This window comes from Echinicola rosea, assembly GCF_005281475.1.
In the GTDB taxonomy this organism is placed as follows: Bacteria; Bacteroidota; Bacteroidia; order Cytophagales; family Cyclobacteriaceae; genus Echinicola; species Echinicola rosea.
The window spans coordinates 2,699,694-2,712,498 of sequence record NZ_CP040106.1 but is presented as its reverse complement, the minus strand read 5'-3'; the positions used below and the strand labels follow the sequence as shown (position 1 = coordinate 2,712,498).

Genomic DNA, 12,805 nt, shown 5'->3' with positions numbered 1-12,805 from the left:
CTTAATTACTAATTTTCCTTTTTGGTAATACCTTTTGACTTGGCCAATCTATACATTAACTGGACAGCCTGCTCTTTATTGTTTTCAATTTGGCCTTCCAATATAGCCTCTTTTATCTCTTCCTTTAGTTCGCCTACCACTTTTGATGGAGAAAGCCCAAAAATCTCCATGATTTCCTCCCCAGATACAGGTGGTTGGAAATTCCTGACGTGGTCTTTCTCCTCTACTTCTTGGATTTTCTGTTCGACTTTATCAAAGTTGGCCAGAAAACGTTTCACCCTGTTGGGGTTTTTTGAAGTCACATCCGCCCTGCAAAGCTTCATCAGGTCATCCACATCATCCCCTGCTTCATACAGTAGCCTCCTTATTGCCGAGTCTGTCACCTTATCATTGACCAGTGCTATAGGGCGCAAATGCAATCTTACTAATTTCTGCACATATTTCATGCGCTCGTCCATGGGTAATTTCAGCTTTCTGAAAATTTTCGGGGTCATTCGAGCCCCTTTATCCTCATGGCCGTGAAAAGTCCATCCTACTTTTTTATTGAAGCGCTTGGTGGCTGGCTTGGCGATATCGTGCATGATGGCTGCCCACCTCAGCCAAAGATCATCCGTGGCAGCACTGACATTATCCAGCACTTGAAGAGTATGGTAAAAATTATCCTTGTGCGACTTGTCTCCTACGGAATCCACCCCTTGCAAATCCACCATTTCCGAAAAAAACTGGTGCAGCAATTTACTTACAAACAACAGCTTAAATCCATAGCTTGGGGTTTTGGAAAGGATGATTTTATTAAGTTCATCGATGATCCGCTCTCCTGAGATGATCTTCAGCCGTTCGGCATTACGAATCAATCCATCAAAAGTGGCCGGGTCGATATCAAAATCCAACTGTGCCGCAAAACGTACCGCACGAAGCATTCTCAGCGGGTCATCGGAAAAGGTCGTGTCCGGATCCAGCGGCGTGCGAATCAGTTTTCTTTTCAGGTCCCTTATCCCATCAAACGGATCCACCAACTCTCCATAACTGGCCTTATTGATGGATATGGCCATGGCGTTGATCGTAAAGTCCCGCCGTTCTTGGTCCTCTTGGAGTGTCCCGTCTTCCACGATGGGTTTTCTGGAATCATGGCGATAGGACTCTTTCCTGGCCCCCACAAATTCCAGTTCCCAATCATCCAGCTTGATCATGGCAGTACCAAAATTCTTAAACACCGACAGTGGGACATGCTCATCAAAAGACCCCGCCACCTTTTTGGCCAACTCAATTCCACTTCCTACGCAGACAAAATCAATGTCCTTTGCTGATTTATTTTCTCTTTTTAACAACAGGTCCCTTACAAATCCCCCCACCACATAGGCTTCCAAGTCCAACTCATCGGCACACTCCCCTACTCTTTTGATGACCTCAAGATGTGCTATTTCCTTCGTTAAGTTCATTCACCTATTTTTACATCTCCTTCTGCACTCAAGAACAGTTTTTTTACTTCCTGTTGGAATATGGGAAACTTCTCGGACACCTTACCAATGGCCTCTTCCTCCTTTCCACGCTGGACCACCAGCGGTCTGCTAAAGCTAAAGATGAGATTGTTCCACAAACCTTTTTTCAGGATACTAAATTTCACTTTACCTTCATAAACTGGTCCATTCTTCAGCAAATCGCTGGCCCAGGAGGTATATATGGTAGGTTTAGTGGCAAATTCAATAATGTCAAGGGCAATTTCAGAAAATTGTCCTGCCAATGCCCTTATTTGAAACATATCCACAAGCAGAAAAATGGCCTGTGGATCATCCCCATCCTGAAAATTTTCCGGAACGATCAATTCCACCGGCTTCCCACTGCCTTCCGTTACACAAACCCGGCCCTTTTCCCTCAATTCATCAACAATGGTCTTTACTTCCATTCCTTTTTTGTTTTATTGAACGCCAAAATTAAAATACTTTATGAAGTAGTCCGTATTTTTTTTGCATTTACATCAGCATTGGCACCAGAAAATCAGCACACAACATTTTTCCAAAACATTTCAATGAAGATACAAATATTTTACCTATCTTTGCACTTCAATTTGGATCAGAACAAAAATTCGAAAAGATATGGCAGTTACTACATTAAAAAGAAAAGCTAGAAGAAACAGGCAAAGACAGGTTACTCGCGTAATCAAGATCAAGCAGCTTAACGCCAAGCCTGTGATCAAAAATGTGGATGTGGAAGAACTCAAAAAAGAGTTTTCTAAATAATAGTGCCACTAGTGCATATCAAAAGAGGCCATCTACTTCGGTAGGTGGCCTCTTTTGATGTCTAACCACTTAATTATCAAACACTAATTCATCCATCGGACATATAAAATGTGTGTCAGGACACCTACGGGGCTTTTCAGAGGGAAAACAAAATTTTAATCCAAACCTCCTCCCTCAAGTCAATAATTTTATTTAATTTTGAGCCCCATAGGAATTCAAACAAAACATTATAACATTCTTATGGCATCACCCACTAAGTATATCTTTATTACAGGGGGAGTTACTTCTTCATTAGGCAAAGGAATCATTGCCGCATCGCTGGCCAAGCTACTTCAGTCCAGAGGTTTTAAAGTCACCATCCAGAAATTTGACCCTTACCTGAACATCGATCCAGGCACGCTCAACCCTTACGAGCATGGGGAATGTTTCGTCACAGAGGATGGTGCCGAAACTGACTTGGACCTAGGGCATTACGAGCGCTTCCTCAACACCAACACCTCACAGGACAACAACGTCACCACTGGTAGAATCTATAACAATGTCATTACCAAAGAGCGTAAAGGTGAGTTTTTAGGAAAAACAGTGCAGGTGATCCCGCACATTACGGATGAAATCAAGAACAGTTTTTATAAGCTCGGCGAAGAAGGAAACTATGATGTGGTCATTACAGAGATCGGTGGCTGTGTAGGTGATATCGAATCGCTGCCATTTATTGAAGCAGTGAGACAAGCGCGATGGGACCTTGGCCCGAATAATTTTCTCGTAGTACACCTTACCCTCATACCATATCTTTCTGCTGCAAAGGAACTTAAAACCAAGCCCACCCAACATTCGGTAAAACAACTGTTGGAAGCAGGTATCCAGCCCGACATCCTGGTATGTCGCTCTGAGCACCACCTTCCCCTTGATGTCAAGAAAAAGCTTGCGCTCTTCTGTAACGTACAGCTAAACTGTGTGATCGAAGCCATGGATGCCGAGACCATCTATGATGTCCCACTTCATATGAAGAAGGAAAAACTGGATGAAAGGGTGATGACCAAACTCAAGCTTCCCTCAAAATCCGACACCAAGCTGGAGCTGTGGAAAGAATTTCTGGGAAGGCTCAAAAACCCCACCCAGGAAGTCAATATTGGCCTGGTAGGGAAATACATTTCATTGCCTGATGCCTATAAATCCATCATCGAATCATTCACGCACGGTGGAGCAGCTTGCGAAACCAAAGTCAATCTCACCCTGATCTCTTCAGAAGAGATAGAAAAGGAAAATGTAGCCAAAAAACTGGCAGAGCTTGACGGTATTTTGGTAGCTCCGGGATTTGGTGAACGAGGACTTGAAGGTAAGCTCGAAACTGTTAAATTTGCCCGTACCAATAAAATCCCTTTCTTCGGTATTTGTCTCGGAATGCAAGTGGCTGTGATAGAATTTGCCAGGAACGTACTTGACCTCAAAGACGCCAATTCCATAGAGATGAATCCAGAAACACCTGACCCGGTGATTTCACTGATGGAAGAACAAAAGAACGTAGAACAAATGGGCGGCACCATGCGATTGGGCTCATATCCTTGTGAGCTTACCAAGGGCACCAAGGTAAGTGCAGCATATGGCAAAGCCAAGATCCAAGAAAGGCACAGGCACCGCTATGAATTCAACAACGAATACCTAAAACAATACAAGGACAATGGATTAATACCGACCGGTATCAATCCAGAGACCGGCTTGGTAGAGATTGTGGAGCTTAAAGACCACCCATGGTTTGTGGGCACACAATTTCACCCAGAATATAAAAGCACTGTGCTAAGTCCGCATCCGCTTTTTGTAAGGTTTATCCAAGCCACATTGGACAATAAAAAGAACAATAACTAAAGTAAGATACACCAAAGGACCATACGGTTCTTTGGTGATTTTCAGAATTAATTTATTATGGATAGAAATCAAGCGACAGGTCTAATCCTCTTCGCAGCCGTGCTTCTGATTTACTCATTCTTCTTCAGTTCACCAGAACCTGTAGCAGATGAGCCAAGCACCACTTCCACTGAAGTCCAAGACGATAGTGCTTCGAAACAAACTGCTGCGTCCTCCACACCACAAATCCCCGACAGTGTCAAAAACCTCCAAAACCAACAGCAGTTTGGTGAGTTTTCTTCCTTGGTAGATGGAAAAGAAGCGTTTTTAGTACTTGAAAACGAATTGGTAAAAATCACTTTTTCATCCAAAGGTGGTGAAATAAAAAGTGCTGAATTAAAAAATTACAAGACTTGGGCCAAGGAACCATTGATACTGATGGATGAACAAAGTGCCTCGATCGACTACCAGCTCCAGACGGACAAAGGCCCCATGAGCCTTAACCAGTTTTATTTTAGTGGAGAAAAAAGCACGGTTACCGTAGATGAAACCCCTGCTCAGCAACTCACTTTTAAAGCTGAAACAGCTTCAGGAAGCATCACTAGGACATATATCCTCCCTGATGACAAATATGTCATCGATCAAAAAATCACGACCAACGGGCTCAGCAGCCTGTCTGACAAAAACATCACTGTTCACTGGAACGACAACCTCAAGAAACAGGAGGCTGACATTAGCGAATCCAGGCGTAAGACCTATGTCAACTTCTACACCACCGAAGGGGACTATGATTACCTAAGTGCTTCATCGGATGAAGACGCTGAACAGCCTAGCGAACCGATCAAATGGGTGGCCTTTAAACAACGGTTTTTTACCGCTGGTATCATTGCGCCAAATCAATTTACAAACGTAAACCTCGAACAGACCGTCCCTACGGATACCATGTCTGTGAAAAACATGGCCGCTACCCTTTCCTTTCCCCTAGAAAATGGACAGGCAAGTAATAGCTATTATTTTGGCCCAAACAACTACAAGATACTGAAGAAAGTCACGCCAGATTTTGAAAAAAACGTGGACATGGGCTACTTCTTTGTAAGTTGGGTAAACAAATACATTATCGTAAACCTTTTCCATTACCTCGAAAAAGTAATCAGCAATTACGGTGTCATCATTATCCTGATTGTATTTATCATCAAACTGTTCCTTTTCCCGCTGACTTATAAGTCCTACATCGGTATGGCCAAGATGCGGGTAATCAAACCGGAGATTGATGAGCTGAAGGAAAAATATCCGGACGACCCCACCAAGCAGCAGCAGGAGCAGATGAAGCTTTTCAGTCAGCTTGGCGTAAGTCCGATCAGTGGATGCTTGCCGATGATCTTGCAGATGCCGTTCTTATTTGCGATGTTCTTTTTCTTCCCCAATTCTATCGAATTGCGACAAGAAAGCTTCCTGTGGGCCCATGACCTGTCCACATATGACTCGATCCTTACCCTGCCTTTTACCATACCTTTTTATGGTAACCACGTCAGTTTGTTCACCTTGTTGATGACCGTATCCCAGATTGTTTACACGAGGTTTAACAATCAATTGACCGCAGCACAAGGACCGATGAAAAACCTTGGATATATCATGCCGGTCACTTTCATGTTTGTCTTAAACTCCTATCCCGCGGCCTTGAGTTTCTACTATTTCGTTTCCAACATGGTTACCTTTGGCCAACAAGCACTGATCAAGCGTTTTGTGGACGATAATAAGATCCGAGCAAAGATCGAACAAAACAAAAAGAAAAACGTGAACAAGAAAAAATCAAAATTCCAGCAAAGACTGGAAGATGCGATGAAAGCCGCTGAGGCAAACAAAAAGAAAAAATAAACGATAATTCACATGATTTTAAAAAAGGTGGCCCTACTAAGCCACCTTTTTTAAAATCATTACAGGGACATTTTATGACAGTATGTGGATTTAGATCGTTATAAATCAAAAAGTTAAAACTATCCACACGCTATTGTGGAAAACAAACTATTTCATGTAAGGATTAAACTTATATCTTTGTGTTGCATGAAATTGACATTTTGGAAGAGTTGTAGCGACATGGTTCTTCAATAGCAAGACAATACGTGTTTTGGATAAAAAGAAGAGGGTTCCGTGCTCACTTGGGCAAAAATGTACTGCATGGGAGCGCTAAAAAATATAAACCTCGCTGTATTCAAAATGTCCATGCTTAATATTGACTTAAAATCACTACTTGACACCAATGGGAAAAATCGTAGCTATCGCCAATCAAAAAGGAGGAGTGGGCAAAACGACCACCGCAATGAACCTGGCAGCCAGTCTGGCGGTGCTGGAATTTAAAACGCTGGTCATTGACGCCGATCCCCAGGCCAACACCACTTCCGGATTGGGGCAAGATCCTAAAGAAATCAAAAACAGCATCTACGAATGCATGGTGGATGGTGTGGATATTTCCTCTATTGTCATCAAAACGGAGATCGAACACTTGGAGCTGGTTCCTTCCCATATTGATTTGGTGGGTGCAGAAGTAGAAATGATCAATATTGAAAACCGGGAAGAAAAGATGCGTGAAGTGATCGAGCCCTTAAAAGACCAGTATGATTTCGTTATCATTGACTGTTCACCTTCCCTAGGCCTGATCACCATTAATGCGCTGACAGCTGCCAATTCCGTCATTATCCCTGTGCAGTGTGAATACTTTGCATTGGAAGGATTGGGCAAGCTACTCAATACTATAAAAATCATCCAGACCAGGCTAAATACTGATTTGGAAATTGAAGGAATATTACTGACCATGTACGACGTACGCCTTCGTCTATCCAACCAGGTGGTGGAAGAAGTGCAGATGCACTTTAAAAACATGGTTTTTGAAACGATCATTCCTAGAAACGTTAAGTTGGGGGAATCACCCAGCTTTGGCCTTCCCGCCATTGCTTTTGATGCCGAAGGTAAAGGAGCACTTTCTTACCTAAACCTCGCCAACGAAATAGCAGAGCGTAATGGATTGGTGAAAATGAACTAATATTTTAAAACGATTATGGCTGATAATAAAAAACCCACAACAAATAAAAAAAAGGCACTTGGAAGAGGTTTGGGGGCTTTGTTGCAGGATTCTCCAAATAAAGAAACCAAAGACGAACCTCAAGAGCAGGTGAGTCCAGAGGCGGGAATCTATGAGGTACCACTGGATCAAATCCAAGTTAATCCCTATCAGCCAAGAACCCACTTCGACAAGGAAGCGCTACAGGAGCTAGCGGACTCCATTACGGTACAAGGCATTATTCAGCCCATTACGGTAAGGAAATTATCCGAAAATGAATTTCAGCTCATCTCCGGTGAAAGACGGTTTCAAGCTTCAAAACTTGCGGAATTGACCTCGATCCCTGCTTACGTCAGGACAGCAAATGACCAGCAAATGCTGGAAATGGCACTGATCGAAAACATACAGCGGGAAAACCTCAATGCCCTTGAAATCGCACATTCTTACCAGCGATTACTCTCCGAATGTGAGCTCAAACAAGAACAGCTCGGAGACCGCGTAGGGAAAAACAGGACCACAGTAAACAACTACTTACGTCTGCTGAAACTCCCACCAGATATCCAAGCGGGCATCAGGGATAAAAAAATCTCCATGGGCCATGCCAGGGCCCTAATCAACGTCGAAGACGTAGATCAGCAATTGGCCATTTACCGAAAAACCCTCGACGAGGAGCTTAGTGTCAGAAAAGTAGAAGCACTTGTGAAAGCGCTCCATGAGGACAGCGAAGAAGAAAAAACCATTTCGAATAAACCAGATCTGGATCCCGTAAAGAAGTACGAACTTGGCAAACTCCAACAAAAGCTTGCCTCGCATTTAGGCACCAAGGTCAGCCTTAAAATGGACCACAAAGACAAAGGGGAAATAAAAATTCCATTTGGGTCAACTGATGACCTTAATCGCATTTTGGAAATTCTAGAGATTATTTAGCGTGCATTGTACTGCCCTCAGGCATATTACTGACCAAAACATCAAAGCAATAGTTTTAACAAGGAAAACTATTGCTGTTTTTGTTTTATTCCTCCTTTTCCAAAGCACCGCTTTTGGACAGGAAATGAGGGCTATTGCGCCTGACTCGACCGAGCAGGTCGCCATCAACATCAACGAAGACAAGGTCAAAGACCCCAAAAAAGCAACCCTTCTCTCTGCCATCCTCCCCGGTGCAGGACAGGTATATAATGAGAAAATGTGGAAAGTTCCGATTATTTATGGTGGAATCATCACAACTGCTTACTTTGTGGAGTTTAATAACAGAAGGTATCAGATTTTCAAAGAAGCATTGACCATTTATAGGGACGATGATGAAACCACGGACAATATTTTCCCTAACCTGAACGAAGATGGACTGATCAGAAATGTGGACTACTGGCGACGTAACAGGGATGCTTGTTATTTGATCTTCACGGCCATTTATGCACTGAACATCGTGGATGCACTGGTCGATGCCCATCTATCAGGATTTGATGTGTCCAATGACCTTACCTTTAAATTAGAACCTTCCGTAGAACCTACCTATGCAAGTAGGAATGCTATTGGATTATCATTTAAAATACAATTTAAATAACCGAAATGAACATATTGATTTTAGGCTATGGCAAAATGGGCAAGATCATTTCGCAAATAGCCGAAGAAAGAGGCCATACCATTGCCGGGAAAATTGAAGAAAGCAACGTCCATGAACTTGATGAACTGGACACCACCAAGATAGATGCAGCGATCGAATTCAGCCAGCCGGATGCGGCGGTAAAGAACCTCTCATGGGCGATCAAGCATAACATCCCGGTGGTCTGTGGCACTACTGGATGGCTCGACAAAAAGCCTGAAATCGAACGCCTTACCCTCTCCAATGGCGGTGCGTTTTTTTATGCTTCAAACTACAGCATCGGTGTAAACATCCTCTTTAAAGTAAACAGGTTCCTTGCCAAAATCATGAACGAACAGCCTGACTATCGTGTCAAGATGGAAGAAGTTCACCACACCGAGAAAAAGGACGCCCCTAGCGGTACTGCCATCACTCTGGCCGAATCAATCATCGACAGGGTCGATAGAGTCAAGCGTTGGGATCTGGACAATGAGGTGACCGATAACGAACACAGCTTACCCATCACAGCCAAAAGAATCGATCCCGCTCCAGGAACGCATATCATCACCTACCAATCAGAAATCGACGATATTGAGATCAAACACACCGCCCACAGCAGAAAGGGCTTTGCGCTTGGCGCAGTTTTGGTAGCAGAGTGGATCAAAGACAAAAAGGGTGTGTTATCCATGGATGACTACCTTACCTTTTAATTAATCATTGCTAAAAACATGAGTTCAGAACAAAAGAAAAAAGGGCCAGTAAGGGAATGGATGGACGCGCTGGTTTTTGCGGTCATCGCTGCCAGCTTGATTAGATGGTTATTTTTGGAGCCGTTTACGATCCCTACCGCTTCCATGGAAAAGTCCTTGCTTGTAGGAGATTTTCTATTTGTAAGTAAAATGCACTATGGCACCAGAACACCGCAAACACTTCTCCAGGTGCCACTTACCCACCAAAAGATTTGGGGGACGGATATTCCATCTTACTCCGATGCTATCCAACTTCCTTATTACAGGCTTCCCGGTTTTAGCAGTGTGAAAAGAAACGATGTGGTGGTCTTTAACTACCCCGATGAATTCGAACACCCCGTGGACCTAAAGACCAATTATATCAAACGGGGAGTTGGTCTCCCTGGTGATGTCATCGAAATCCAAGACGCACAGCTCATTGTTAATGGTGCTCCGGCAGAAAATCCAGAAGAGATGCAGTTTTCTTATGATGTGGTGCCAAACAGAATGTTGAATGCTGAGTTTTTTGAAAAATTCGATATCAATCAAGACTCATTTCACCCTTATAATGGCCTATACGTGGTATTCACTACACCAGCCATCGCCAAAAAACTGGAAGAATCACCCGTCATCAAGGAAGTAAAAATCCGATTGTATGAAGAAGGAAATGGTGATCCTGAAATCCACCCTGATGGCGCATATTACGGCTGGAACAGGGATAATTTTGGACCACTTACCGTTCCGGCGGAAGGCTGGACGATCGACTTGACAGAAGACAATGTACGTCGATATGCCTTTACCATCCGTCACTACGAAGGCATCGAAAACCTTCGAATAGAGGCCAACCAGCTCTTTATTGACGGTCAAAAGCAAGACACGTACACCTTCAAACAGAATTACTATTTCATGATGGGTGACAACAGGCATGACTCCCTGGACTCCAGATTTTGGGGTTTTGTCCCTGAAGACCATATTGTAGGCAAGGCCTGGTTCCTATGGCTATCCCTGGACAAGCATAAAAACATGTTCAGCAAAATCCGCTGGGACAGGTTCTTCAAGGGCATTCATTAGCCTTTCTGGAAAATTAGCATAAGTGATAAAAAAGGCGGGAAGCAAGGACAGCTTCACCGCCTTTTTTTTGTAGGTGATGGCATGGGGTAATTGCCCCTGAATTTTGGTTCTATAAGATTTACCGTAGGCAACCTTTCCTTTAATTGAAAAAATCAACTCCACCGTCCCCGGTCAGAATTTATCTGTTAACCTCAGTTCGATTATAAAATCGTCACTGTGAGGCTTAGCGGTAGGCCTGAGCGGGTGGAAGCCGTGGCAGCTCGCCGCGGCGAGTTGCCACACCCTTTTCCAACCCACATCCTCCTAAAAAGGATTCGCTATGACGCTTTTAATGCTAAAAATAAGTCGAGCTCAGGTTGTCAGTGAACCCCACACCGAACACTGGTCACCAATTTATTTCCTGCATTCCTTTCTCTTTGAGGAATGCATTGGCTTTGCCAAAATGTCCACAGCCCAAAAAACCTCTGTGTGCGGAAAGTGGACTCGGATGGGGTGCGTGTAGTTTGAGGTGCTTTTGGTCAGATATAAAAGCAGCCTTCTTTCGAGCATATGCCCCCCACAGCAAAAACACCAACCCTTCCCTTTCTTCAGCAAGCTTCCGGATCACGGCATCGGTAAACTCCTCCCACCCTTTCTTTTGATGGGAACCTGCCTTATGTGCTTCCACAGTAAGGGTGGCATTAAGCAGCAGCACTCCTTGCGATGCCCACCGCTCCAAATTCCCGTGTGAAGGAATATCGATATTCAGGTCCTGTTTTAACTCTTTAAAAATATTCAGCAGAGAAGGTGGAAAAGGTACCCCCTCACGGACAGAAAAGGAAAGCCCATGAGCCTGCCCTGGACCATGGTAAGGATCTTGGCCAAGTATGACCACCTTTACTTTGTCAAAGGCACATTTGTCAAATGCATTGAAGATCTCGCCCCCTGCAGGATAAATTTGTTTTTGCTGGTATTCGTTTTTCACAAATGCCACCAAGGATTTAAAATAGGGCTTTTCAAACTCTTCGGATAATTTCTCTTTCCAGGAAGAAGCAATTTTAACGTTCATTTAGACTATTTCACTTGAGAATTCACAATAAACCCTTAATTTCGAACAAAAATCCGTTTAGAAAAAATATAATGGCAACTGCTATTACAGAAGGCATCAAGGTATGTGTTGAAGCGACTTACCAACCGGAGTATTCCAGTCCGCATCAGCACCACTATGTCTTCACTTATAAGGTCACCATCGAAAACAACAGTCCAAACACCATTCAGCTCCTACGAAGACGGTGGGAAGTCTCTGATGCTGGCCAACAGGTACGGATCATCGAAGGGGACGGTGTCGTAGGCCAGCAACCCATCTTAGAGCCTGGGTATTCCCACCAGTATGTTTCCGGATGTAACCTTAATTCCGGCAAAGGCAAAATGAAAGGCAATTATTATATGGAACGCATCCAAGACGGCAAAACCATCACCGTTACCATTCCTGAATTTCAACTCATCGCTGACATCTTCCACAACTAGTGTTTGACAAGATCCATCCTATTTTTGCATACATCCGCTATTTTCTATCAAAAGTAGATCGACATTCACTCCAAGCACCCTATGCCTATAAAGCTTATGAGGGGCTCAAGGAATTTTCCAAAAACAAACGATCACCCGCACTGGAATACAAACGCCGAAAACTCCTCTCCAATCCTACGGAAATCACCATTCAGGACCATGGTACCGGCTCCCTGCATTTAAAAACTCCCCTAAGAAAAATTTCGGCCATCACCAGGCACAGCTCCAGTAAACCTAAATTTTCTTTACTCTACCAATACTTTTGCTCCCTCACTCCTGCTCAGGTGGTAGTAGAATTGGGTACTTGTGTGGGCGTGACCACCTCCTATTTAGCTCAATCCGCCAAAGGTGAAGTATATACCTTTGAGGGTGCAGTGGAACTGGCTGATGTCGCCAAAACCACTTTTTCGGAATTCACCAATATCCATTTGGTATTGGGCAGAATACAAGAAACATTGCCAGGTGTATTGCGGGAAATCTCCACAGTGGATTTTGCATTGATCGATGCCCACCATGATTACCAGGCAACCATCCAGTTCTGGGAAACTTTACTTCCTTCTTTAAAAAAAAGCAGCATCGTGGCTATCGGGGACATCCACCGCTCTAGAGATATGGAAAACGCCTGGAAAGAACTCAAAGCTCACGATGCAGTCTCCATGAGCATGGACTTTTATGAATGTGGTATTTTATTCTTTACGGCAGGAATAAAAAAACAACACTACACTTTGCACTACTGATATCATACAGG

General features: G+C 43.7%; 13 protein-coding genes. 10 read left to right on the top strand and 3 right to left on the bottom strand.

What is annotated here, in order from left to right; genetic code table 11:
- Positions 1-8: 8 nt before the first annotated feature.
- Positions 9-1,439, bottom strand: coding sequence for a CCA tRNA nucleotidyltransferase (locus tag FDP09_RS10925; protein WP_137402704.1), 1,431 nt, complete (start codon positions 1,437-1,439; stop codon positions 9-11).
- Complete coding sequence (locus FDP09_RS10920; protein WP_137402703.1) at positions 1,436-1,903, bottom strand: hypothetical protein; 468 nt, start codon at positions 1,901-1,903, stop codon at positions 1,436-1,438. The genes FDP09_RS10925 and FDP09_RS10920 overlap by 4 nt, the downstream gene beginning before the upstream one ends.
- Before the next feature lie 190 nt (positions 1,904-2,093).
- Here FDP09_RS10920 and FDP09_RS23780 point away from each other — a divergent pair, with 190 nt between their 5' ends.
- The 8 genes from FDP09_RS23780 to lepB all read left to right on the top strand — a co-directional run bounded on the left by FDP09_RS23780 (position 2,094) and on the right by lepB (position 10,512).
- On the top strand, positions 2,094-2,237 hold the full coding sequence (locus FDP09_RS23780; RefSeq protein WP_168196248.1) for a hypothetical protein: 144 nt from the start codon (positions 2,094-2,096) through the stop codon (positions 2,235-2,237).
- A 240-nt stretch (positions 2,238-2,477) separates the two neighbouring features.
- Positions 2,478-4,100 (top strand): CTP synthase, encoded by a 1,623-nt coding sequence (locus tag FDP09_RS10915; RefSeq protein WP_137402702.1) that lies wholly within the window; start codon positions 2,478-2,480, stop codon positions 4,098-4,100.
- 57 nt (positions 4,101-4,157) lie between these two features.
- Positions 4,158-5,954: a membrane protein insertase YidC gene (gene yidC, locus FDP09_RS10910; RefSeq protein ID WP_137402701.1), complete on the top strand. Its 1,797-nt coding sequence runs from the start codon at positions 4,158-4,160 to the stop codon at positions 5,952-5,954.
- A gap of 382 nt (positions 5,955-6,336) precedes the next feature.
- A complete protein-coding gene (locus FDP09_RS10905; protein WP_137402700.1) occupies positions 6,337-7,116 on the top strand; it encodes a ParA family protein in 780 nt (259 codons plus the stop codon).
- Positions 7,117-7,131: 15 nt separating this feature from the next.
- Entirely contained in the window at positions 7,132-8,061 is a 930-nt protein-coding gene (locus FDP09_RS10900) for a ParB/RepB/Spo0J family partition protein (RefSeq protein WP_137402699.1), read from the top strand.
- 124 nt (positions 8,062-8,185) lie between these two features.
- On the top strand, positions 8,186-8,695 hold the full coding sequence (locus FDP09_RS10895) for a DUF5683 domain-containing protein (RefSeq protein ID WP_137402698.1): 510 nt from the start codon (positions 8,186-8,188) through the stop codon (positions 8,693-8,695).
- Positions 8,696-8,700: 5 nt separating this feature from the next.
- Positions 8,701-9,423 (top strand): 4-hydroxy-tetrahydrodipicolinate reductase, encoded by a 723-nt coding sequence (gene dapB / locus FDP09_RS10890; protein WP_137402697.1) that lies wholly within the window; start codon positions 8,701-8,703, stop codon positions 9,421-9,423.
- An 18-nt stretch (positions 9,424-9,441) separates the two neighbouring features.
- Positions 9,442-10,512, top strand: coding sequence for a signal peptidase I (gene lepB, locus FDP09_RS10885; protein ID WP_137402696.1), 1,071 nt, complete (start codon positions 9,442-9,444; stop codon positions 10,510-10,512).
- Positions 10,513-10,897: 385 nt separating this feature from the next.
- Here the strand turns inward: lepB and ung are convergent, their stop codons facing one another.
- Positions 10,898-11,560 (bottom strand): uracil-DNA glycosylase, encoded by a 663-nt coding sequence (gene ung / locus FDP09_RS10880; RefSeq protein WP_137402695.1) that lies wholly within the window; start codon positions 11,558-11,560, stop codon positions 10,898-10,900.
- A 71-nt stretch (positions 11,561-11,631) separates the two neighbouring features.
- Here ung and apaG point away from each other — a divergent pair, with 71 nt between their 5' ends.
- The gene (gene apaG / locus FDP09_RS10875) at positions 11,632-12,018 is read left to right on the top strand and encodes a Co2+/Mg2+ efflux protein ApaG (RefSeq protein ID WP_137402694.1); all 387 of its coding nucleotides are present in this window, start codon (positions 11,632-11,634) and stop codon (positions 12,016-12,018) included.
- A complete protein-coding gene (locus tag FDP09_RS10870; protein ID WP_137402693.1) occupies positions 12,018-12,794 on the top strand; it encodes an O-methyltransferase in 777 nt (258 codons plus the stop codon). The genes apaG and FDP09_RS10870 overlap by 1 nt, the downstream gene beginning before the upstream one ends.
- Positions 12,795-12,805: the final 11 nt, after the last annotated feature.